Annotated in this window: 20 protein-coding genes; 9 read left to right on the top strand and 11 right to left on the bottom strand. The window is 57.6% G+C overall.

Annotated elements, in window-relative coordinates; translation table 11 throughout:
• Window positions 1–45: 45 nt before the first annotated feature.
• Both FPY71_RS05330 and ribB read left to right on the top strand, forming a co-directional pair.
• Complete coding sequence (locus tag FPY71_RS05330; protein WP_149298287.1) at window positions 46–678, top strand: TerC family protein; 633 nt, start codon at window positions 46–48, stop codon at window positions 676–678.
• 40 nt (window positions 679–718) lie between these two features.
• Window positions 719–1,846 (top strand): 3,4-dihydroxy-2-butanone-4-phosphate synthase, encoded by a 1,128-nt coding sequence (gene ribB, locus FPY71_RS05325; protein WP_149298284.1) that lies wholly within the window; start codon window positions 719–721, stop codon window positions 1,844–1,846.
• 135 nt (window positions 1,847–1,981) lie between these two features.
• Here ribB and FPY71_RS05320 read toward each other — a convergent pair whose 3' ends face one another.
• Both FPY71_RS05320 and trhO read right to left on the bottom strand, forming a co-directional pair.
• Window positions 1,982–3,310 carry an MFS transporter gene (locus FPY71_RS05320; RefSeq protein ID WP_149298283.1) on the bottom strand — a complete coding sequence of 443 codons (1,329 nt, stop codon included), beginning with the start codon at window positions 3,308–3,310 and terminating at the stop codon, window positions 1,982–1,984.
• A gap of 62 nt (window positions 3,311–3,372) precedes the next feature.
• On the bottom strand, window positions 3,373–4,248 hold the full coding sequence (gene trhO, locus FPY71_RS05315; RefSeq protein WP_149298281.1) for an oxygen-dependent tRNA uridine(34) hydroxylase TrhO: 876 nt from the start codon (window positions 4,246–4,248) through the stop codon (window positions 3,373–3,375).
• A 65-nt stretch (window positions 4,249–4,313) separates the two neighbouring features.
• Between trhO and FPY71_RS05310 the strand changes: the two genes are divergently transcribed.
• Window positions 4,314–5,225: an MBL fold metallo-hydrolase gene (locus FPY71_RS05310; protein ID WP_149298279.1), complete on the top strand. Its 912-nt coding sequence runs from the start codon at window positions 4,314–4,316 to the stop codon at window positions 5,223–5,225.
• A gap of 16 nt (window positions 5,226–5,241) precedes the next feature.
• Here the strand turns inward: FPY71_RS05310 and FPY71_RS05305 are convergent, their stop codons facing one another.
• The 6 genes from FPY71_RS05305 to FPY71_RS05280 all read right to left on the bottom strand — a co-directional run bounded on the left by FPY71_RS05305 (window position 5,242) and on the right by FPY71_RS05280 (window position 12,386).
• Window positions 5,242–6,078, bottom strand: a complete 837-nt coding sequence (locus FPY71_RS05305; protein ID WP_149298277.1) for a DUF1499 domain-containing protein — start codon at window positions 6,076–6,078, stop codon at window positions 5,242–5,244.
• Window positions 6,079–6,170: 92 nt separating this feature from the next.
• Window positions 6,171–8,852, bottom strand: a complete 2,682-nt coding sequence (gene ppdK / locus FPY71_RS05300; protein WP_149298275.1) for a pyruvate, phosphate dikinase — start codon at window positions 8,850–8,852, stop codon at window positions 6,171–6,173.
• A 140-nt stretch (window positions 8,853–8,992) separates the two neighbouring features.
• Window positions 8,993–9,676 carry a DsbA family protein gene (locus FPY71_RS05295; RefSeq protein WP_246160135.1) on the bottom strand — a complete coding sequence of 228 codons (684 nt, stop codon included), beginning with the start codon at window positions 9,674–9,676 and terminating at the stop codon, window positions 8,993–8,995.
• A 212-nt stretch (window positions 9,677–9,888) separates the two neighbouring features.
• A complete protein-coding gene (locus FPY71_RS05290; protein WP_149298272.1) occupies window positions 9,889–10,395 on the bottom strand; it encodes a DUF721 domain-containing protein in 507 nt (168 codons plus the stop codon).
• 21 nt (window positions 10,396–10,416) lie between these two features.
• The gene (locus tag FPY71_RS05285) at window positions 10,417–11,643 is read right to left on the bottom strand and encodes an O-antigen ligase family protein (protein ID WP_149298270.1); all 1,227 of its coding nucleotides are present in this window, start codon (window positions 11,641–11,643) and stop codon (window positions 10,417–10,419) included.
• Window positions 11,640–12,386, bottom strand: a complete 747-nt coding sequence (locus tag FPY71_RS05280; RefSeq protein WP_188052211.1) for a glycosyltransferase family 25 protein — start codon at window positions 12,384–12,386, stop codon at window positions 11,640–11,642. The genes FPY71_RS05285 and FPY71_RS05280 overlap by 4 nt, the downstream gene beginning before the upstream one ends.
• Before the next feature lie 110 nt (window positions 12,387–12,496).
• Between FPY71_RS05280 and mutY the strand changes: the two genes are divergently transcribed.
• A complete protein-coding gene (gene mutY / locus FPY71_RS05275; protein WP_149298266.1) occupies window positions 12,497–13,564 on the top strand; it encodes an A/G-specific adenine glycosylase in 1,068 nt (355 codons plus the stop codon).
• A gap of 29 nt (window positions 13,565–13,593) precedes the next feature.
• On the opposite strand, the gene FPY71_RS05270 is transcribed toward mutY, so the two are convergent.
• Complete coding sequence (locus tag FPY71_RS05270; protein ID WP_149298264.1) at window positions 13,594–14,718, bottom strand: site-specific DNA-methyltransferase; 1,125 nt, start codon at window positions 14,716–14,718, stop codon at window positions 13,594–13,596.
• 237 nt (window positions 14,719–14,955) lie between these two features.
• Here FPY71_RS05270 and FPY71_RS05265 point away from each other — a divergent pair, with 237 nt between their 5' ends.
• On the top strand, window positions 14,956–15,636 hold the full coding sequence (locus FPY71_RS05265; protein WP_149298262.1) for an HAD family hydrolase: 681 nt from the start codon (window positions 14,956–14,958) through the stop codon (window positions 15,634–15,636).
• A 21-nt stretch (window positions 15,637–15,657) separates the two neighbouring features.
• Here FPY71_RS05265 and FPY71_RS05260 read toward each other — a convergent pair whose 3' ends face one another.
• Window positions 15,658–16,155 (bottom strand): hypothetical protein, encoded by a 498-nt coding sequence (locus FPY71_RS05260; RefSeq protein ID WP_149298260.1) that lies wholly within the window; start codon window positions 16,153–16,155, stop codon window positions 15,658–15,660.
• A 214-nt stretch (window positions 16,156–16,369) separates the two neighbouring features.
• Between FPY71_RS05260 and thrC the strand changes: the two genes are divergently transcribed.
• From thrC to FPY71_RS05240, 4 genes are all read left to right on the top strand, one after another.
• Window positions 16,370–17,779, top strand: coding sequence for a threonine synthase (thrC, locus tag FPY71_RS05255; RefSeq protein ID WP_149298259.1), 1,410 nt, complete (start codon window positions 16,370–16,372; stop codon window positions 17,777–17,779).
• A complete protein-coding gene (locus tag FPY71_RS05250) occupies window positions 17,776–19,080 on the top strand; it encodes a M16 family metallopeptidase (RefSeq protein ID WP_149298257.1) in 1,305 nt (434 codons plus the stop codon). The genes thrC and FPY71_RS05250 overlap by 4 nt, the downstream gene beginning before the upstream one ends.
• A gap of 13 nt (window positions 19,081–19,093) precedes the next feature.
• Window positions 19,094–19,681 (top strand): GNAT family N-acetyltransferase, encoded by a 588-nt coding sequence (locus FPY71_RS05245; protein ID WP_149298255.1) that lies wholly within the window; start codon window positions 19,094–19,096, stop codon window positions 19,679–19,681.
• 121 nt (window positions 19,682–19,802) lie between these two features.
• Window positions 19,803–22,733, top strand: a complete 2,931-nt coding sequence (locus FPY71_RS05240) for an EAL domain-containing protein (protein WP_342791231.1) — start codon at window positions 19,803–19,805, stop codon at window positions 22,731–22,733.
• A gap of 4 nt (window positions 22,734–22,737) precedes the next feature.
• On the opposite strand, the gene FPY71_RS05235 is transcribed toward FPY71_RS05240, so the two are convergent.
• Complete coding sequence (locus FPY71_RS05235; RefSeq protein WP_149298251.1) at window positions 22,738–23,346, bottom strand: YqgE/AlgH family protein; 609 nt, start codon at window positions 23,344–23,346, stop codon at window positions 22,738–22,740.
• Between the last annotated feature and the right edge of the window lie 16 nt (window positions 23,347–23,362).

Here is a 23,362-nt window from a genome sequence, read left to right as displayed (position 1 = left end):
TGTTAATGCCAGTAAAGCCGCCCTTGGCTGTATATAGGTGATGTTTTGAACGAAGCCGTCCTTGCATCGGAATTCGCCGCACTCATTCAGGTGCTTTTCATTGATCTGGTGCTGGCGGGCGACAATGCCGTTGTCGTGGGCATGGCGGCTGCCGGGGTGGATCCTTCCATTCGCCGCAAAGTCATTTTCTGGGGCATTGGCGGCGCCGTCATACTGCGCGTTCTGTTCGCTGTTGTGGCCGTGCAACTCCTGACCATCATCGGCCTGACCTTGGCCGGCGGCGTTTTGCTGCTTTGGGTCTGCTGGAAAATGTACCGCGAAATTCGCCACGCCGATAGCAGCGAAGAAGCCGATGCCAGCGTGGCCGCGCCGCGCAAAACATTTCGTCAGGCGCTTGTGCAGATCATTGTGGCGGATGTTTCCATGTCGCTGGACAATGTTCTGGCGGTAGCGGGGGCCGCGCGCGAACATGTGTGGGTCATGGTGCTCGGCCTGTTTATTTCAGTTATTCTGATGGGGGCGATGGCAACTTTAATCGCCCGCCTGCTGAACAAATACCGCTTCATTGCATGGATAGGCCTGCTGATCATCCTTTTCGTGGCAATAAAGATGATTTACGAGGGCGCAGAACAAGTGGCCTGTGCCGGTATTCTTCCGGCTCTTTGCGCGGTGCATTGAACCACGGCTGTGCCCCTTGCCCAAAAGGTATAGGAATAGCATGACGACAGAGCTTGATAAGGTTGAAGACGCAATCGCCGCCATAGCAGCGGGTGAACTGGTTGTTGTCGTGGATGATCTGGACCGTGAAAATGAGGGCGACCTCATTATGGCGGCGTCCAAGGCGACACCCGAGAAGATCGCTTTCATGATTCGTCATACCAGCGGTATTCTCTGTGTACCAATGACCGCAGAGCGGGCGCAGAAATTGAACCTGCCGCCAATGGTGGCCAACAATCTGGACCCGATGCGCACGGCATTCACCGTTTCGGTGGATTACAAAGTGGGCATGACAACCGGAATTTCGGCCGAGGAACGCGCCAATACGGCGCGGGCATTGGCCAACGACAATGTTTCAGGACAGGACTTTCTTCGCCCCGGCCACATTTTTCCGCTGATCTCTCGGGAAGGCGGCGTGCTGACCCGCTCCGGCCATACCGAGGCAGGCACGGATCTGGCCAAGCTGGCGGGGCTGGAGCCAGCCGGTGTGCTGGCCGAAATTGTCAATGATGATGGCACGGTCAAGCGGCTGCCGGAGCTCATCCCCTTTGCGCGGGAGCACGGTTTGAAAATCGTGTCGATTGAAGACCTGATTTCCTACCGAATCCGTCGCGAAAGCTTTGTCACCTGTGTCAAGGAACAGGAAATGGTGATCGGCGGACTGCGTGGCCGCGTCAGAATTTACGAAACGCCATTTGATGACATGCAGCATGTGGTCGCGCTGTTTGGTGAAGTGCGCTACGCGTCGGGCGTGCCAACCCGCATTCACCGCGAACAGCCGGTTAAGGACCTGTTCGGCCGGGGGCGCAACTCTGCGACATGGGTGGAAGCGGCGGTTGATAAATTGCAGGAACAGCAGAACGGCATTCTGATGCTGCTGCGCACGGCAGAAGCGGACGACTTCGAAAGCGTGGAAGAAGCCGATCTGACAGATGGACCGCAGGATGGTGAAAAGCACGGCAGCGCCCGTGCGCGCATGCAGCGCTGGCGGGAAGTTGGCATTGGCGCACAGATACTGCGTGATATCGGCGTGCGGTCCATTCGCATTCTTGCCACGCATGAACGCGCTTATGTGGGGCTGACCGGATTTGGCATTGAAGTTGCCGGCACTTTGCTGCTGGACGAATAGAGCCAACAGCCAGCACATCGGCGCAAAGCTATGAAAACGCCGCGAAGTCGCACAGACTTCGCGGCGTTTGCTTTTGCCAGCGCAATTTTTGCTGAAACAGTTACAGCCAACGGTAACGCCCGAATTTGGGCTGTTTCAGGAAATGGCCCGTTGCCGGGTTTCGAAATTGATTGCCGCTGCGGCCAGCATGGCAATGAACAGCAAAGCGGCGAAAAAGCCCACAGCCACCGGAAAGCCCAGAGCAATCAACGGAGCAATGGCGGTGGGTGCCAGCAAACCGCCAAGCCGCGCCATGGCGCCGGCTGTGCCCATGCCCGTGGCGCGAATGGCCGTCGGGTAAAGCTCCGGCGTCCAGGCGTAGAGCGCGCCCCATGTGCCCAGCAGAGCAAAGCTCATCAGCAGGATGGCAAAGGTCACAATCTGCGGATTCAGAGATATGGCAAACAGGAAGCAGCCCAGGGTCGACAGCAGCAAAAAGCCGATCAGCGTTTCACGACGGCCCCAACGCTCCACCCCATAGGCAGCCAGCGCATATCCTGGAATCTGGGCAAGAGCGACAAGAATGAGGAAACCATAGCCCCGCAGGAAGCCCAGCCCCTCACCCGCCAACCGGCCGGGCAACCAGGTGAACACGCCATAATAGGCGGTTGAAACCAGCAGCCAGATTGCCAGAATGAAAATGGTTCTGCGCCGGAACTCTGGTGAAAAAATGCTGGATCTTGCGCCTTCCGGTTGTGGATCCGGCACCACGGGCGCATCCAGCTTTGGTTTGCCATTGGTGGTCAGCACCTTGTCGAAAACGCTTCTTGCCTCTTCCGCTCGGCCATTGGCCAGCAGATAGCGTGGAGACTCGGGAATCCAGAACCTCAGTCCTATTCCAACGATTGCCGGAAGCGCGGTAGCGAAGAAAATGACCCGCCAGGCGTCAATAACGCCATAAGCATGCGCCGCCCATGCAACCACGGCCACCGCCACGGTGCCCACCGCCCAGAACCCTTCCAGCATAACCAGCCAGCGACCGCGCCGCCTGGACGGAAGAAACTCTGCCATCATGGCATAGTCCACCGGCAACGTGCCGCCGACCGCAAGACCGGTGACAAAGCGCAATGCCAGAAGAATGCCGAAACTTGGAGCAAAAACCGAAGCAAGACTGAAAATTGCGTCCACTGCCACGGTTAGAAGCAGAATTCTGCGGCGGCCATATTTATCGGCCAGCCGGCCAAACGCATAAGCGCCTATCAACATGCCCAGAAAAAACAGCGTTCCCGTCTGCAGGGCCTGTGGCAATGTCAGGCCAAAGGTGGCTGCAATGGAGGGCGCACTGAAACCCACCGCAATGACCTGCATTGCATCTGCGGCCCAGACCAGCCCGAAAATTCCGAGCAGCCGCTTCTGGAAAGTTCCGGTGCCGGCACGATCCAGCACCTCCTCAACCCCATAACCAGTTTTTGCGGCTGCACTCATTTTACTGCCCTCGTTGCTGTGCAGCAATTTATGAGCCAACAAACCTGCCCTGAGAAGTCACATTATGCGACGCGATGACTTTCATTGCGCTGGCGCAGGCCTTTTGCCCGCTCTTCCGTCAATTCGCCTATGCAATGATGGCAGGAAACACCGGATTCATACTCCGGGCGCGACATATCCGACTTGGAAAGTGCCTCGCCACAGCCGAAGCAGTTGCGCATGGTCGACTCAACCAGCCCATGCCCGACAGCCACCCGCTCATCAAACACATAGCATTCGCCCTGCCAGAGCGTTTCCTGCTGCGGCACATCTTCCAGATATTGCAGAATGCCGCCTTTGAGGTGAAACACTTCCTCAAACCCTTCCGACAGCATGTAGGCAGAGGCTTTTTCGCAGCGAATGCCGCCTGTGCAGAACATCGCCACCTTGCGATGTTTGGCCGGGTCCAGATTTTCCGCTACATACTGCTTGAACTCGGTGAAAGTGTCGATGTCGGGATCAATCGCCCGCTCAAATGTGCCAAGTCTCGTTTCATAACGGTTGCGGGTATCCAGCACCACCGTTTCAGGGTCGCTGATCACCGCGTTCCAGTCTTCCGGAGTGACATATTGGCCAACCAGCACAGCAGGGTTGGCTTGCGGCGCACGAAGCGTTATCAGCTCTGCCTTGATGCGCACCTTCAGGCGGCGAAAAGGCCGTCGGCCGGCATAGGAGAACTTCACCTCACCCTGTCGAATGCCCAACAGTTGATCCAAGGCGTCCACCACCCGGTCAAGCCCCTCTGCCGGGCCGGCAATGGTGCCGTTGATGCCCTCATGCGCAATGAGCAATGTTCCACATATCTCATTGTTTTGGCACAAGGTTAGCAGCTCTGACCGCAGGGACGGCAGATCAGACACGCAAACAAATCTATAAAGTGCAGCAATTTTGTAGCTCATGAATATCGCTCTCGCAAAAACTGCGCGACTTGACAAGTCGTCATTGGAAGACAACCCATTTCAGAATGAAAGATACCTTGGCCCTGCAAACACAATTTGATCCGCAGACCGGCAAGGCAGTGGAAGTTGCCCCGATGGTCTGGCGCATCACGGCAGCCAATGCCAGCCCCATGACCTTTCACGGCACCAACAGCTATCTGATCGGCCGCGACAGTCTGGTGGTAGTCGATCCGGGCCCGGATGATCCGAAGCATATGGAAGCACTGATGGCTGCCATCGGGTCGCGCCCGGTGGAAGCAATCCTGATCACTCACACCCATCTGGATCATACGGTATTGACCGCGCAACTGGCGGCAGAAACCGGTGCACCGGTGATGGCGCAGGGGCCGCACAAGGCCGCCCGCCCGCTTTTTGATGGCGAGGTCAATCTGCTGGATGCCGCAGCCGACCATGCGCTTGTCATCGACCGCCGGCTGGACGATGGCGAGGTTTTGAAGTTTCGTGCAGGCACATTTCAGGCGGTGGCCACACCGGGCCATTGCGCCAACCATATGGTGTTTGCACTGCCGGACCAGACAATACTGCTTTCGGGAGACCACGTGATGGCTTGGTCTACCAGCATTGTTGCGCCGCCGGATGGCTCAATGGCGGACTACATGGCTTCACTGGACAAGCTGATGAAGCGGCGTGAGGCGACCTATTTCCCGGGCCATGGCGGCCCGGTGGAAAACCCGCAGGCGTTTTTACGCGGCCTTCGCTCGCACAGACGCATGCGCGAAACCGCTATTCTGGAGCGGCTGAATGGCGGCGACAGTTTGATTGCCGATATTGTGGCGGCAATCTACCGCACAACGGATAAGCGCCTGCATGGTGCAGCGGGCCTAAGCGTTCTGGCGCAACTGGAATATTTGCACCAGCAAGGGCGGGTTCAGGCAGACGGTCCACCAAGTCTGACCACGCGCTGGGCACTGGCATGAGATCGGCGGTAGGGCTCTAATCTTCCACCACGCCGCTTTGGCGTTGCGACATCACCGCCTCCAACCGCATCAGAAACGCATCTATAAAACGCCGGTTCTGGCCTAGATCGCGCGGCACATCGCGCGATGTGGCCTGAACATCCACGAAGGTGGTGCCCGAGTCTTCCTGAATGCGAATGGCCACGTCGCTGGCAAAGTGGAACAGCGGGGCAAAAGCCTCTGCCGTTATGTCGTATTCTTCCGCATCAATCTGCGCAAAGCGATCATATTCCGTGTCCGCGGGAATGCTGGAGCGCAGGGTCGGAAGCGGCACGCTGACAGTTCCGGAAACGCCAAGATCACCATTTTCAAGCTCTGGCAGACTGGCGCTTTCCACTTCAACCACCCGCCACCTCAAGTCATCAAGCACCTGCCGGCTTGCCTGGTAAACCTCTCGTGCGGTTGCGGGAAAATCCCTGCCCAGCATCAGAGCGCCGCCCTCTTGTATTTCTGCCTCTGTTTCATTGACCAGGCCAGCGGTGCGGGCAGAATTGCCGGTGGGGTATTCGTAAGCCAGGATGCCGCCGCCAACAAACGGCGCAGCAACGATAAGGCCCAGAAACAAAGCGGCAATTGCCCTGCCGCCGCCATATCCGCCGCGTCGCCAGACCTGAGCGATTGAATAGAAAGACAACAGGAGACCAAGCGCCAGGAAACCAGCCACTGCAATGACCGTGTAGGCAAAGACCAACCTGTCCGACATGCTGGCGCGGAAAAACGCAAAGCCGGTTAGCAGCAATGCGCCCGAAAAGGCCACCAGAAAGAACGACCAGTCGGCAGCCCAGACCCGCTTTCGAATATAGTGTCCGGCCAAACCTCAAGCTCCGTTCGTTACAATAGACTGCGCTGGCCCGTTATGTTGCATTATCCTGCCGTTGAACCTGAAACCGGTTCAACGAAACTGCCTTAGCCGCGCCCACGGGTTTTGGGTGAAGTTGCTGTGCGCATGGCGCGTTCAAAGCGTATGGCCGCCTGTGCCGCCGCCACACGGGCAATGGGCACGCGAAATGGCGAGCACGAAACATAGTCGAGGCCCGTTTGTTCAAAAAAGCCGATCGACACCGGGTCACCGCCCTGCTCGCCACAAACGCCCAATGTTATGTCGGGCCTTGTGCGACGCGCCTTTTCCACTCCCATGGCGATAAATTCGCCAACGCCTTCCACGTCGATGGTCTGAAACGGATCCCGCTCGATAATCCTCTCCCGCTGATAGGTGGACAGGAAATTAGCCGAGTCATCCCGCGAAATTCCATAAACGGTCTGCGTCAGGTCGTTGGTGCCAAACGAAAAGAAGTCCGCAACTTCGGCAATCGAGTCAGCGCGCATCACGGCGCGCGGCAACTCGATCATCGAGCCGACCTTATAGGACACTTCCCGCCCGCGTTCGGCCGTCACCTGCGCGGCAACAGCATCAATTCGCTGTTTTACAAAGTCCAGTTCGCGGCGCAGCCCAACCAGCGGCAGCATAATTTCGGGCACCACGTCCTTGCCCTTGCGCCCACCGGCAATAATGGCCGCTTCCAATATCGCGCGGGCCTGCATTTCCACGATTTCCGGATACGAGATAGCCAGTCTGCAGCCGCGATGCCCAAGCATAGGGTTAAACTCGCGCAGCTTTTCAATCCGGTCCCGCAATGCCTTTTCCGGCAGGTTCAAACTTGCGGCGGTTTCGGCAATTTCCGTATCGCCCTTTGGCAGAAACTCATGCAATGGCGGATCAAGCAGGCGGATGGTCACGGGCAGACCAGCCATGATTTCAAACAGCTCGACAAAGTCCGAGCGCTGCATGGGCAACAGCTTGTCCAGCGCCGCGCGCCGCCCGGCCTCGTCACTGGCAAGGATCATCTCGCGCATCACGCCAATGCGCTCACCCTCGAAAAACATATGCTCTGTACGACAAAGGCCGATGCCCTCGGCGCCGAAGGCACGTGCGGCCCGCGCTTCCAGCGGAGTTTCCGCATTTGTGCGCACGCCCATGCGGCGCGCACGATCGGCAAACTCCATCAGCGTAGCAAAGTCGCCCGTCAGCATTGGCCGGCTCAGCCGCGCTTCGCCGCGCAGAACTTCCCCGGAAGCGCCGTCAATGGTGATGAAATCTCCTGCGGCCAGAACAGTGGACCCAGCCGTCAGCGTTTCGGCAGCAAAATCAATTCGCAGCGCACCTGCACCCGTCACACACGGTTTGCCAATTCCGCGTGCCACAACAGCAGCGTGGCTGGTTGTGCCACCGCGTATGGTTAAAACCCCCTCGGCCACGTGCATGCCGTGCACATCTTCCGGCAGGGTCTCATTGCGCACCAGAATAATTTTGCGCCCTTCCGCCACAAGCTGCAAAGCCGCTTCGGCGGTAAAGGCAATCTGGCCGCTGGCTGCACCGGGAGAAGCCGGCATGCCGCGTCCAATCACCTCGACCGCCTCACCCCGCTCAATCGTCGGGTGCAAAAGCTGCTCCAGTGACATCGGGTCAATGCGCAGCAACGCCTCATCTTCATCGATGACGCCCTCCCGGGCCATTTCTACGGCAATGCGCACCGCTTCGGCGACGCTGCGCCGCGCCACGCGGGACTGGAGCAGATACAGCTCCCCGTCCCCCACCATGAAGTCCACTTCGCAGGCATCACCCAGATGCGTTTCAATGCGCCGGACATAATCGGCCAGAGCGCCGATTTCAGCGGGAAATGCTGCCGTGGCAGTTTCGGATGCAAGGTCAATGGCCTTGCCGGACCCGCCGAAATCCTCATCCTCTTCGCTGGCACCCAGCCTAAACTCGCCGCACAAAGCAGCCTTGCCGGTTACCGCATCCCGCGACAGCGCATGGCCGGTGCCGGATTTTTCGCCGCGCTCGTTGAAAATCATTGCGTGAATGGTCACTGCAAGACCGGCATTTTCAGAAATACCGTGCGCGGCACGAAAGGCGCGCGCCACCGGATTTCGCCAGCTTGCGAAGCCGGCTTCCACCACTTTCAGCAATTGCTCAAACGGCCCTTGTGGCAGGGATTCGCCCAGCTCATCCTCAATATAGGCAAGGTAGCGCGCTATCAGCGCACGCCACTCGTCCGGAGTGGAAGGCTCGGCAAGCTGCCACTTGGCGCTTTCACGCTCAGCATCTGCCAGTTCTTCAAATTCCGCGGGGTCAGCGGCAAAAACCAGACTGGAAAAGCTTTCGATGAACCGGCGATAAGAGCGGAAGGCAAATGGCAGATCGCCCAGTTCCAGCGCAATGGTTTCAACCGTGCGATTGTTCAGGCCAATATCCAGCACCGTGTCGGCAAGCCCTGGCATGGCAGCCCGCGCACTGGAGCGCACAGCCAGCAGCAAGGGCCGGCTGTCTCCGTCAAAAACTCTGCCCGTTACCTCTTCCAGCCCTTCCACCATTGTCAGTACTTCTGCCCGCAATGACTGAGGCAGACCATCATGAGCCGATGCAGCTTCACGCCATGCAGCAGTTGAAATGGTGAATCCCGGTGGCACAGGCAGATCAAGCGCAGCCAGCAGCGCAAGGTTGGCACCCTTTAACCCCAATGATTCAACGGGGTCCGCAACGCGATCAGCCGCGCCACGTCGGAATGAAAAAGACTTCCTTGCCATTTTTAACCGGCCCGCCATGCCGGGCTTTCAAAGAGTTGTTAAACGAGAATTTCCGCCTTTTGGAAAAAGCGGAAATTCTGCAGTCTCATCCTATAAGCAGAACCAAACCAAAGTCTTAAGACTGACCGGTATGATTGGCATCAACGATTTGCTTCGATAACCGCGCTCATTTCTTCAACATTGAGCGCGCCGCCGTAACGGTTGCCGTTCACGAAGAATGTCGGTGTGGCATTGACCGCAAACTCATCCTGGCCACGCTTCTGCACGGCTTCAACCTTGGCCAGCAGGTCCCTGTCCTGCAAACAAGCGGTGAACTGTTCCTGCGACATGCCAGCCTGACGGGCAATTGCCAGAAGCTCAACCGAAGCATTCTGCGCCATGGCCCAGCGTTGCTGCTGATCAAACAACACATCCACCATTGCGGTTCTGCGGTCTTCCGGCACGCAACGCGCCAACATGAAACCAGCCGTCGCACGCGGATCAAACGGGAACTCGCGAATGATCAGCTTGGCTATGCCCTTATCAAGATAGTCTTCCTTGATTTTGGGATAGGTGTTTTCATGAAAGGCCGCGCAGTGGCTGCATGTCAACGAAGCATATTCAACAATCGTAACTGGTGCGTCCGGGTCGCCGATGACAACATCGGGCAGCGCCCCTTCACGCATCAGCGCTTCCACGTCAACGGTACCTTGAGCCTGCGGCGCAGCGGTTTCCTGTGCAAAGGCAGGCGCTGTAACAGCCTGCGCCCCTGCGACAAAAATTGCTCCGGCAAACAACGCTGATGCAAAACTTTTGACAATTCCGGCTGATTTAATTGGCGACATGAGAACTTCCTGATTGATGCCACGGCTCATAAAGCCAGCTATCCCATAAATCACGTCACGAATAGGGCGCAAAGACGCAAAACCATACCAAACCAGCATCACGATTGGGAAACCTTGCGGGCAAGACCTGGCACAGAACCCATTAATAAGTTTAATTTCAATCAGTTAAAGATATTTTTCAAACGATTTTTTCAAGCAGGCGGCATGCCCGATCATTTCTTCGGCTGGTTGCGGCCGAGAATCGTTTCGCCATACCGTTCAAGTGCTGCTTTAAGCCTTGGATTCTCAATTGACTGCGTGGCCTGCTGAATAAAGTCATGATCCTGCGCGTTCAGCGGTCGCATTTTGAGTTTGCGATTGGGCGGGGTGATATGAACCGGCTTCTGAACAATCTTCACCCGGTTGACAGCGTGATAGCCAAACGCCGCGTTGATGCGCTGCACCAGCTCGTTGCTTTCATGCTGCAAACGCAGCACGAATGCTCCTTCACACGCAACGATCAGCGTTGCGGGTTCAAACGGCGCATCATCATAGGGCTTCGTATTCCAGACCAGACGCTCCGGCCGTGTCGCCTCCGCCAGTCTGGCCCCGGCGATTTCCGGCCATGCGGACAAAAGGCTGATGCTGATGCCGGCCTTGCGTGCCAGAACCGGGTCCACCAGATTTGCAACCAGTTCGCCTACCTGTCGCGCGCCTTTCGGCGCTTGCGGGCGTGCCATCAATCCGCCCTCCTCAAAGCATTACAGTCTTTGTCTGATTGCCAAAGCGCGCCTTCGCCTGGCAAGGTCTGTCAGCGTTACGCTCATGAAGCCGAAGACCAGAATGATCATCCATTCATTCAGCAGCACGCCGTGAAACGAACCATAGCTGAAAACCAGAAACACGAACACCACCGCCGTTTCACGCAGCAGCACATTTCGGCTTTGGACAAAGACAGAAACGATAAAGCAGCCAAACACCAGAAGCAGCAGGCTCAGACCAATAAGGCCACTGTTCAACGCCTCATCCACCACCAGATTGTGCAAATGGGTGTATTTGCCAACCTCGGCTTTATTAACCCCGGCATTTTCCGAAACAATGGCCATTTTGTTCACATGGCCAACGCCAATGGCCGGTGTTTGCGCCAGAACCTGCAACGCGGAATCCCACATGGCAAGGCGCACATCCACAGAACCCGTGGCAACACCGGTGGTTTCGTACCGGTGAATTTCCACCATGCCCGATTGCCCGCGCTCCACAATGGTGGAAACGAATGGCAAAAGCACAACTGCCGCAACAACACCGGCTATTGCCATGACAGCCAGGGAATTTTTATCCCGGCGGCGCAGAGCACTACGCCCAAGCTCAACCATATCCAGCACGGCCATTGCCGGGTAAACGCCCCATGCCGCACGGGTTTGCGTCAACAGCGCTGGCACCAGCGAAACATACAGCCACCAGCGACCATTCGGCAGAAACCGCACGGGCTTGTCCATTGGCAAACGGGCAATCAACCCCGCAGCAGCCACCATGAAGCCAAGAATGGCCGGATTGCGCCCCAACCCGATGCGCTCACCCGTAAGCCAGAATTCCGTTACCGTTGCCAGCAGCAGCGCCACCACGCCAATACGCGCGCCCAAAATCATCGCATCCAGCGGCTTGCGAATGAAAAACAGCCCCAGCGGCAAAAACACTACGGCCAGTTCTATAGCGGCGTATGAAAGCAGGCGGTTGCCGTCCAGCCCCTCGCCCCGCAAAAGGCTCAGTCCAATCGACCAGATGCAGTAAGCCGCCAGCAGCAGCGAAAACACCTTTGGCGCGGAGTTCCAGCTTTTTGGCCGGATAACAGCCAGCACAAGGCCCGACACGGCCAGCGCGCCAAACAGCACCTTTCCGGCAGAAACCAGCACGGAAATGGCCGCCATCGCCAGCACCAGCGCTAGTGCATCCAACCGCCGCCGCAAAAAGAAAAATCGGCTTCGCGTCATGCAGAGCGTCCTGAAACGGCGAAAATCATGCGGCGGGCAAAATCCACGGCGCGAAAGCGTAATGTCGGCAGCCGTTGCCACGGCTTCAGCCGGTAGGCTGAATAGCTCTGGCCTTCCATAGTCAGACCGTTATTGGTCAGCTCGTTCAGGGCAATTGCATCGGGCGCAACATGCCGCACACGAATTTTATGAGCCCAGCCGCGCTCCAGCGCCACATCATAGGGCAATGTCATGGGAACCAATGTTTGCAACAGCTTTGCTGCCGCCTTGCGGTTCAGCATATAGGCCGCCGAGCCGCCGGTCGGGCCAAAGACTGCGCGGCCCAAGGCAATATTGCCGTGCAACTTGCGGTCCACCAGCAGCTTGGGCATGCGGTAGTTGACCAGCTTGACCAGATCCCAATCGTCCTTTTCCAGAAGCGATTGTTCAATCTCTTTCAGGTCCACCGGTGGCGCGGCATCGTCTTCCAGCACCACGGCGTAATCCGCATCGCTTGCCAGAAAAGCTTCGAACACCCGCAAGTGGCTGGCATAGCATCCAAACTCCCCCGGTTGCGGGCGTTTGCCATGGTCGCGCAGAAAGCCTTTTTCGTCCAGCAACGTCCGTTCGGCAACCGGAACGGCCTTGCCATCCACCGCCGGCACGCGAATGGGCTCAATGCCCGCCGCTGCGCAATCCGCCACGATGGCGGCAAGGCGGTCTGGGGAACGATCGAGATTGATGATATAGTGGTTGATCAACACGCCTTGACAACTCTTGTGTGAATGTCTTTCCCCGTCGGATGAACTTCGCGCTGCAATGAGTCAAGCCAGTCTCATGACGCAGGCGAACATTTGCCGGAGAAGCGACGCCAATGCCGGGTGCCGGAGCAAACAAGGTAACATCCAATCTGCTGACATGGTATGATCGCCATGCCCGCACTTTGCCTTGGCGCACCGCGCCTGACCAGCGGCGGGCGGGCGTCTGGCCGGATGCTTACAGGGTCTGGCTGTCCGAAGTCATGCTGCAACAGACCACCGTTGCCGCGGTGAAAAAATATTTTGAAGATTTTACCACTCGCTGGCCAAAGGTGCACGATCTTGCAGCCGCACGGGATGAGGAGGTCATGGCCGCATGGGCGGGTCTTGGCTACTATGCCCGCGCCCGCAACCTGCTTGCCTGCGCCAGGGCAGTTTCGGCAACAGGTGGAGCGTTTCCGGCATCAGCGGCCCGGTTGAGAGACCTGCCCGGCATTGGCGATTATACGTCAGCCGCCATTGCTGCCATTGCCTATGACGAGCCGGTGGCGGTGGTGGATGGCAATATTGAGCGTGTCATCAGCCGGTTGTTCTGCATTGATAGGCCTCTGCCAGCGGCCAGAGCGGAAATTCGCCAGAAAATGCAAGCGCTGACACCGCAAACGCGCGCAGGTGATTTTGCGCAGGCGATGATGGATCTAGGTGCAACAATCTGCACACCGCGCAGACCTGTCTGCGCGCTCTGCCCGGTCAATGACCATTGTGGAGCCTACAGCGCGGGAACTGCCGAAGACTTTCCTGTCAAAAAGAAAAAGCCGGCCAAGCCGGAGCGCGTGGGCGCAGCCTTTGTGGCTGAGCGCCCCTCGGATGGCGCTGTTTTTCTGCGTCAACGCCCGCCATCCGGCATGCTTGGCGGTATGGCGGAGCCACCCACGACCGCGTGGTCGGCAAGGCAGGATGGTGCAACGGGCGATGAAGCGGCGCCGTTTGAAGCCAGTTGGCGAGAGGCTGGAAAAGTGCGCCACACCTTCACGCATTTTCACCTGACGCTGACAGTGTGGCATGCCAGGGCCAACACCAACCAGACCCTTGACGGCTGGTGGCAGGCCCAGCCAACGCTGGACCAGCAGGCGCTGCCAACGCTGATGCGCAAGTGCCTGGCTCTGGCACTGGCGAAACCGTAGATCGGTCTCGCTTAACAGGAAAACACAGCTCAGGCAGTTTCCATTGAAGAGCGCACCTGGCGGCGCAATTCGTCGATGACCTGCAGCTTGCCCTCATGGCGAATGTGCCAGAAGGTCCAGCCATTGCAGGCTTCCAGCCCCTGCACACGTGCGCCCATTCGATGAATGGACGCCGCCTCGTTGCCAACCGCAATTGTGCCATCCGCACGCACCAGCGCGCTGTAGCGGCCCTTGGCATCCGTCAACTCGGTGCCCGGCTGCAACAGCCCGGACTCGATCAAGGTGTTGAATGGCACACGCGGTTCTGCCCGCTTGCCCGCCGTGACACGAATGGACAGGCTGTCCAGCGGTTCAACCGCCGCAATGCGCTGTGTGGCAGCGGCAATATAGTCGTCTTCCCGTTCTATGCCGACATAGTTGCGGCCAAGCCGCTTGGCCACGGCGCCGGTTGTGCCCGTGCCGAAAAACGGATCCAGAATTACGTCGCCGGGGCGAGAGGAAGACAAAATGACCCGCGCCAGCAAAGCTTCCGGCTTCTGTGTCGGGTGAACTTTTTGTCCGCTCTCGTCCTTCAAACGCTCTCCGCCGGAGCAAATGGGAAAATGCCAGTCGGAGCGCATCTGCAAATCGTCATTGGCAGCCTTCATCGCTTCATAATTGAAGGTATAGCTGCGGGCCTCCTTGTCGCGCGACGCCCAGATCATGGTTTCATGGGCATTTTGAAACCTGCGTCCACGAAAATTCGGCATTGGGTTGGCCTTGCGCCACACAATGTCGTTCAACATCCAGAACCCCAGATCCTGCATGATGGAGCCAACGCGGAAAATATTGTGGTAGGAGCCAATGACCCAGATGGTGCCATTTGGCTTCAACACACGACGCACCGCCAGAAGCCAGGCTCTGGTAAATGCATCATAAGCGGCAAAGCTGTCGAACTGGTCCCAGTCATTGTCCACCGCATCCACGCGGGACTGATCAGGCCGTGTCAGATCGCCGTTAAGCTGAAGATTATAGGGCGGATCGGCAAACACCACGTCAACCGATTTTTCGGGAAGCAGTTCCAACCTTGAAACGCAATCACCCTTGATGATGGTATTGCACCAGGAAGCAGTATCTGCATCCGGCACTTGAGACACAAGACGCGCATTCGACATCAAATCACCACGGGTTATACGCAACACTGAACCGCGCTTATGGTTACCGAACGAGGTAAACAATCGGTGAACCTGAACAATAAACTTTCTGGCTGCATGTCTTGCACCGTGGTGGGGCCGATGTAAAAGACGCACACGTGGGAATGGTCCGGCCATTCCATCGCATGGATGTGACTGAATTGATCTGCCGGGCACGTCTTGAACCGGCCTGCAAACGCCTCAGGAGTTTTTACAAATATGGCTCTCTCGCTGATTATTTTCGACTGCGATGGCGTGCTCGTGGATTCAGAAATTGTGGCTTCGGAAATTGAATCGGAAAAGTTTGCCGAGCTTGGTTACGAGATTTCGCCCGAAGAGATTTCACAGCGCTTTGCCGGTTTGACGCTGGTTCGCATTGTTGAAATTCTGGGTGAAGAGGCTGGCCTGCGTGTGCCGGAGAACTTCGTCGCAGACGTGGAAAAGGAAAGCGACATCCGGTTGGCCAAAGTGGCCGCAATTGCCGGTGTGCATGACATGCTGGACAGGCTGGACCTGCCCCGCTGCATTTGCTCCAACTCCATGATGTTCCGTCTGGAACTGATGCTGCGGCACGTGGATTTGTGGAACAGGTTCCGCCCCTACATCTACCCTTCCCGCGAGGTTGGCACCAAGCGCGGCAAGCCTGCGCCGGACGTTTTTCTATATGCTTGCCGGGAATTTGGCGTAGCGCCGGAAAACGCCATTGTGCTGGAGGATTCCGTGCATGGTGTTGCCGCAGCGGCGGCAGCCGGTTGCCGCGTGGTTGGCTTCACCGGCGGCAGGCACACCCATGTCGGCCATGCGGATTCACTGACCGACGCAGGTGCAGAAACCGTTATTCACCGCCTGAGCGATTTTCCCGCCGTGGTTGAGGCTTTTTCCGATTGGGAAAAAGCTTGATCCCGTATTTGCCGGTGCGGCTTATTGGCCGTTGATGGAAGCGCTGACCACGAAAGACCCACCTGCCGGAACCACGACGCCGCGTTCAACAAAGGTAAAGTTGGATGGTCCGCCGGGCGCTATGGCCACCGCAATGCGCCCGGATTTGGAAACAACGACACCCGTGCTGTCAGAAACGGTCACTGTAACCGGCAAGGTCATATTGCCGGCACGCGCCGCATTTCCCGGCACCAGGCGACCGGCAACGCCGATATCCATGGATATCTGGCCGCCATTGATGACGCAGGAGCGTGTGACTTCAGAGATTGAAACCACATACTCATAATTCGGTGCTTCGCCCTTGCGCAGAATGGATGATTCCTCAATCAGGGCCACACGCGGACAATCCCGGGGATCGGCATAGTTCAAAGCCGCCTCTTCCAGCGCAGAGGGCGTGCCGGATGTTGAACAACCTGCCAATACCGCAATAACTGCCGCCATTGCAGCGCCTGTTGCGCAGCGCATTCCGGATGCCAACATGACCAATCCCCCATTTTAATCAAGGCGAACGAATCGCCAGACCTGCTTAAAAAATCACTGATTTCCTGCCTTGTATTTATATATTAAGCACTGGCTGGCAATCAGAACTGTAAATTCAGCAGCCAGACAGTTGGAACAGTTTGTGAAATTTGTGCTAGAGGAATTCCAGCATATCTGAACTGACAGTGCCTTGTGTGCAGAATGGAAAGATGCCGTGAAATACGTAAGTACGCGGGGAACAGCGCCTCGTCTTGGTTTTGCAGATGTTCTCCTCGCTGGATTGGCAAGTGATGGCGGCCTGTATGTGCCGGAAACCTGGCCAGGTCTGGACAAGGCAACCATTGCCGGTTTTGCCGGGCGTCCTTATGCAGACGTTGCATTTGACGTTATAAAGCCTTTTGTCGGCGGCGATATTTCCGATCAGGCGCTCAAAGCCATGATTGATGATGCTTATGGCAGTTTCCGCCACCCTGCAGTTGCGCCGCTGGTACAGACTGGTGCCAACGAATATGTGCTGGAGCTGTTTCACGGGCCGACGATGGCTTTCAAAGACGTGGCCATGCAGCTTCTGGCCCGGTTGATGGATCATGTGCTGGCAGAGCGCGGCCAGCGTGCCACCATTGTTGGCGCCACATCGGGCGACACGGGCGGCGCCGCGGTTTCCGCATTTGCAGGCAGCAGCCGGACAGATGTTTTCATCCTGTTTCCGCACGGGCGGGTGTCGCCAGTGCAGCAGCGGCAGATGACAAGCTCCGGCGCAGACAATGTGCATGCTCTGGCCGTGGATGGCACGTTTGACGATTGTCAGGCGCTGGTCAAAGCCATGTTCAACGACACGCGCTTTCGCAATGCTTCCGCACTGTCAGGCGTCAATTCCATCAACTGGGCACGGATCATGGCCCAGATTGTCTACTACTTCGCTGCAGCCGCCAGCGTGGGCGCGCCCGAGCGGAAAATTTCATTCACGGTTCCGACCGGCAACTTCGGCGACATTTTTGCCGGGTACGCAGCACAGCGCATGGGCCTGCCCATTGAACGGCTGATTATCGCCACCAACGAAAACGACATTCTGGAGCGCAGCCTCAAGACCGGCGTTTATGAAACGCTGGGCGTGCGGCCAACAATGTCGCCGTCCATGGACATTCAGGTTTCGTCGAATTTTGAACGCCTGTTGTTTGAAGCCGGCGGGCGGGATGCGGAAGCAGTGAACCGGCTGATGCAAAGCCTGCAACAATCAGGCAGCTTCACCATACCGCCTGAAACGCTGGCCGCCATTCGCGCCGGCTTTGACGCCGGCCGTACAGATGAAGCCGCTACATCGGCAACCATCCGCCACTACAATGACAGCCGCGCCTATGTGCTGGACCCGCACACTGCCGTTGCTGTCAGCGTGGCAGAACGCCATAGGGGCGATGCAACCATGATTGTTCTGGGAACCGCCCATCCGGCCAAGTTTCCGGCCGCCATCAAAGCGGCTTGCGGTGTGGAACCTGCCCTGCCCGCCACCCATGCCGACCTGATGACCAAACCCGAAGACTTCACCACGCTGGCCAATGATGTTGGACAGGTGAAGCAGTTCATCCTTGCTCACAGCCGCGCCGCTCAGGCTGGGGCGGCTGCATGAGCAGTGTGGAAATCACCCGGCTTGCAAATGGCCTGACCATTGCCACAGATGAAATGCCCAAGCTGGAAAGTGCGGCTTTGGGCATTTGGGTCAAGGCTGGCGCGCGCGATGAATCCGTGCGCGAGCACGGCATTGCCCATTTGCTAGAGCATATGGCGTTCAAAGGCACCGGCAGCCGGTCTGCCCGCCGCATTGCCGAAGAAATCGAGGATGTGGGCGGCGAGCTGAACGCGTCCACCAGCGTTGAAACCACCGCCTACTACGCCCGGGTTATGCGGGAAGATGTGCCGCTGGCCCTGGATATCCTGTCGGACATACTGCGCAACTCGCTGTTTGAAGAAGATGAGCTTGAGCGCGAAAAACACGTCATCATGCAAGAGCTTGGCGCTGCAGAAGACACGCCGGATGATATTGTTTTCGACCATTTTCAGTCTGCAGCCTTTGCGGGGCAGATTATTGGCCGTCCTATCCTTGGCACTCGGGAGAGCGTTTCAGGGTTCAGCCGCGCCGATATTGCCGGTTACATGAACCGCAACTATACGCCTGACCGGATAGTGGTTTCCGCTGCGGGCAGTGTTTCCCACCGCGAGATTGTCGACAGGATCAGTGCGGCTTTCGGCGACATGCAGCCGGGTGCTGTCCGCGATACCAACCCCGCCAGCCTGGCACGCTATACTGGCGGCGATTTTCGCGAGATGCGCGATCTGGCCGATGCGCAACTGGTCATGGGGTTTGAGGGCAGGCCCTATTATGCGCGTGATTTTTACGCCTCGCAGGTTCTGTCGATCATTCTGGGCGGCGGCATGTCTTCCAGACTGTTTCAGGAAGTGCGAGAGACGCGTGGCCTTTGCTACGCGGTTTCGGCTTTCCACTGGAGCTTCTCGGACACCGGTATTTTTGGCGTGCATGCTGCAACGGGTGAAGAAGAGCTGGCCGAGCTGGCACCGGTTATTGCCGGGGAATTGATGCGCGCCGCAGAAGGCATTACCGAGCGGGAAGTTGTCCGCGCACGCGCTCAGATGCGGTCCAGCCTGTTGATGAGCCAGGAAAGTCCGTCTGCCCGTTCTGCCCAGATTGCCCGGCAATTGCTGTTCAATGGCGCACCGATCAGCAATACAGAGCTGATAGATCGGCTGTCGGCAATATCCGCCGAACGGCTGGCCGGGCTGGCGGCACAGACATTTTTGGGCTCCACCCCGACACTTGCAGCCATTGGCCCTGTCAACCAGTTGCAAAGCATGGCGGATCTGCATGACATGCTGCGGCAATGCCCGGTCGGGCAGTCACTGCCAGCATCGTAACGACACGGCAGTCATGGCGCTTATTGAATGGCTTTCCCGCTTTGATTCGCCCCAGCTGGAGGGCAATGGGCTGCTTTTGCGCCTGCCTGTCAGCGATGACTATGTGCAATGGGCCCGCCTGCGTGAGGACAGCCGCGATTTTCTGACCCCATGGGAACCAGCCTGGGCGGCTGACGAGCTGAGCCGCAAGGCGTTCCGCGAACGACTGTCCCGCTACCGGCAGGAGGCGCGCGAGCGAACCAGCTATTCTTTTCTGATTTTCGGCAATAACGGCGAGACGCTGTATGGCGGCCTGACCCTTGGTGTCATCCGGCGAGGCGTAGCGCAGTCCGCGACGCTTGGTTACTGGATGGGTGCGCCCTTTGCTGGCAAGGGTCATATGGCGGGCGCAGTGCGTCTGGTGTGCGGTTTTGCCTTTGACATAGAGGGTCTGCATCGGCTGGAGGCCGCATGCCTGCCGTCCAACGAACGATCACGAAGATTGCTCGAAAGCACAGGTTTCCGGCACGAGGGCTATCTGCGGAAATATCTGAAGATAGCGGGCTCCTGGGAAGACCATCATCTTTATTCGCTGCTTGCAGAAGACCTGCGGCAGGCATAAAGCCATAATACGGCCTCAACTCCGGTGTCCAAGGCTCCGCTGCCTTTGTTTTGCCGTTTGTTCCATGCCTGAAAGGTGCCTGCCAGCATTCATGTTTAACTCCAGAGCAAAATCGGCAAAAGTGCGTAACGGTTTGGTGTCAGGGACCTCCTGGCGGCTTCGGTCTGCATTCATCTGGCTTAGCAGCATTCTGTTTGCCTGTTTCGCCCTGACCAATGTGGCCATGGCTCTGGAACCGGTGGGTATTGGCCGGGACACTGTGGCGCTGGATCTGCTGCCTGCAGTGGAGTTTCACAAAAGCGACGGCAACAATTTTCAGGTTTCCACCGTTCCCGGTGCCGATGGCATTGTGCGCCGCATTGAAGTGGAATCTGTTCTGCCAAACCCAACTGGCAATTGGGCAGTTTTTTCGCTTGCCAACAATGCCGATACGCAGATTGACCGGCTGGTGGTGGCGCCGCATTTCAAACTGGCAGGTTCCGGCGTTGTCTGGCCGGATCTGGGCTCGCGGCGCATAGCTGCCATCACCCCGTCCGAAGGCTTTGCACTGGACCGCCTGGAAAACTCCGAAGCAGATCTGTTTCTCGTCACGCTGGACCCCGGCTCGGTCATCACCTTCGTCGCAGAGCTTTCATCCGACAGGCTGCCCGAAATCCGGTTGTGGGAACCCAACGCCTATAAGGATACGGTCAACGCTTTCACCCTCTATCGCGGGATTGTTCTTGGCATTGCCGGTCTGCTGGCCGTGTTCCTGACCATTCTGTTCGTGGTCAAAGGCTCTGCAGTGTTCCCGGCCACGGCGGCGCTGGCATGGGCTGTTCTGGCCTATGTCTGCATTGATTTCGACTTCTGGCAAAAGCTCATTCCCACCCAGCCCGGTTATGAACGGATATGGCGGGCAAGCACGGAAATTGCGATAGCATTTACGCTGGTCGTGTTTCTCTATGCCTATCTCAACCTGAACCGGTGGCACAGGGCGCTTTCGGCCTTTACGCTGATCTGGCTGTGCGGGCTTGCGGGCCTTGGCATTCTGGCCGTGTTTGAGCCGGCCATAGCGTCCGGCATCGCGCGCATGTCCATGGTTGGCATAGCGGCTGTTGGTGCTGTGTTGATTGTGGTTCTGGCGGTGCATCGGTTTGACCGCGCCTTCATGTTGATACCAACATGGATTCTGATCTGCGCATGGCTTGCCGCTGCGGCTATGACTGTTCAGGGCCGGATCGACAATGACATTGTGCAATCTGCGCTTGGCGGCGGGCTGGTGCTGATTGTGCTTCTGTTCGGCTTCACCGTCATGCAACATGCGTTCGCCGGTGGCACGTTTGCCACTGGGCTGATTTCAGACATGGAACGCCGCTCGCTGGCTCTATCCGGCACGGGTGACGCCATATGGGATTGGGACGTGATGCGGGATCGCATTTTCGTTGGCTCGGATTCAGACGAAATGAGCAATATGCCGTTCCGCACTATGAATGGCCCGGCGCGTGACTGGCTGCCCATTCTGCACCCGGATGACAGGGACAGGTTCAAAGCCACGCTGGATGCCATTATCGAGCACAGGCGCGGGCGCATCTGCCAGGATTTCCGCGTTCGTGGCGAAGAAGGCCATTACCACTGGATGAACCTGCATGCACGCCCTGTTCTGGGCAGCGATGGCGAGGTGGTGCGGTGCGTGGGCACACTCAAGGACGTTACCGGCCGCCACAAGTCTGAAGAGCGGCTGTTGCACGATGCGCTTTACGACCAGTTGACCGGGCTGCCCAACCGCGAATTGCTGCTGGACAGGCTGGATGCGCTGACAAGCATGATCGGCGTTTGCACCGACGTTAAACCAACCATTTTTGTCATCGACATCGACAGTTTCGGCAAGATCAACGAAGAATTCGGCGTTGTCACCGGCGACACGGTTCTGCTGACTGTCGGCCGCCGCCTCAAACGCGTTTTGAAACCGCAGGATTCGCTGGCCCGGCTGGATGCCGATCAGTTCGCAATCCTTCTGACATCGCGCAGCGAAGTGCCGGAAGTTGCGGCATTTGCCGAATATCTGCGCGGGGTCATCCGCGCTCCCATCAGCTTCACCGACACCGAAATTCACCTCACCGGCTCCATCGGCCTGACCGGATGGTCCGACGGCTCCACCCCGGATGAACTGGTGACCGAGGCCGAATTGGCGATGTTTGAGGCCAAGAAGCTGGGCGGCGACCGGATAGAGCCTTACCGCCCCGCCTTCCGAACCAGCAAATCCGGTCGGCAGGAATTGGAAGCGGACCTGCGTCGCGCTTTTACCCGGCAGGAACTGCACCTTTACTACCAGCCGATCATTCGTATCAAGGATGGCAGCACAGCCGGCTTTGAGGTTGCGCTGCGCTGGGAACACCCGCAACGCGGGCTGGTGCCAATGGGTGAACTGGTCAGCGTTGCAGAAGCCAGTGGTCAGATCGAGCAGCTTTGTCAGGTCACTCTGGACGAAGCCACCCGCCGTGCCAGTGACTGGCAACGAATTTCGGGCCGTTCCAGCCTGTTCATCTGCGTCAATATTGCTTCCAGCCAATTGCTGCGTCAGGAACTGATCAATGACGTGTCACGCGTGCTGAAACGCTATCACCTTCCGCCTGAAACTCTGCGGCTGGAATTCACCGAGCCCGTGGTGATGGACAATCCCGAACGCTCGGCCAGACTTCTCGACAAATTGCAGAAAATGGGTGTTGGCCTGACACTGGATGAGTTCGGCTCGGGCCACTCCTCGCTTTCCTATCTCATGCGCTTCCCATTCGACACGCTGAAAATCGACCGTAATTTTCTGCGGGGCGAGCGCCACGATGAACGATTGATGATCTATAGTTCCATTGTCACCATGGCGCATGATCTTGGCCTGACAATCATTGCCGAAGGTGTGGAAACCGATAGCGACGCTGAAAAGCTGAAGCAGTTCAAGTGCGACTATATTCAAAGTCGCCTCTATGCCCCGCCGGTTACAGCGGAAGAAGCAAGGCGGCGATTGCAGGAAAAGCGCACTCGCGGCAAAGACGCCGGAATTCGACGCACGGCATAACCCGTCAGGCGTGCCCCGCTTCCGCAGCCAGAAATGCCGGATCAATGCCCATCTTGGCCAGCGCGCTCGAGTATTTCTGCTCAGCCCGTGTCGAGAACACGATGTCAAAATCACCCGGGCATGTCAGCCAGCCATTCGCCGCAATTTCGCTTTCCAACTGTCCGGCGCTCCAGCCGGCATAGCCCAGCACCATCATCGCCGAATGCGGGCCGGTGCCTTTGGAAAGTGCTTTCAGAATATCCATTGTCGGCGTCAGCGAAATATTGCTGTCCACAACCACGGTGCCGACAGACTTGTAATCGCCTGAATGCAGCACAAAGCCGCGCCCGCTTTCCACCGGGCCGCCATTGGTCACCACAATATTCTTGCCATGTTCCGGCATAAGAATATCCTCGGGCCGCGCAATGACTTCCAACTGCATCAAAAGGGTCGGGAAACTCATGGTCTGTGGCTTGTTAATGACAAACCCCATCGCCCCGTTGGGTGAATGCGCGCAAATGTAAACAACCGATTTTGCAAAGCGTTTGTCGCTCATTCCGGGCATGGCAATCAGGAACGAGCCCTCCAGAGAAGTGCCATTGCCAGCCGCCGCGGTGTTCCGAGTTTCTGTCATCTATATATAATAATCG

Source organism: Aureimonas fodinaquatilis (assembly GCF_008369445.1).
In the GTDB taxonomy this organism is placed as follows: Bacteria; Pseudomonadota; Alphaproteobacteria; order Rhizobiales; family Rhizobiaceae; genus Aureimonas; species Aureimonas fodinaquatilis.
This window is presented reverse-complemented; position numbering and strand designations above follow the sequence as displayed.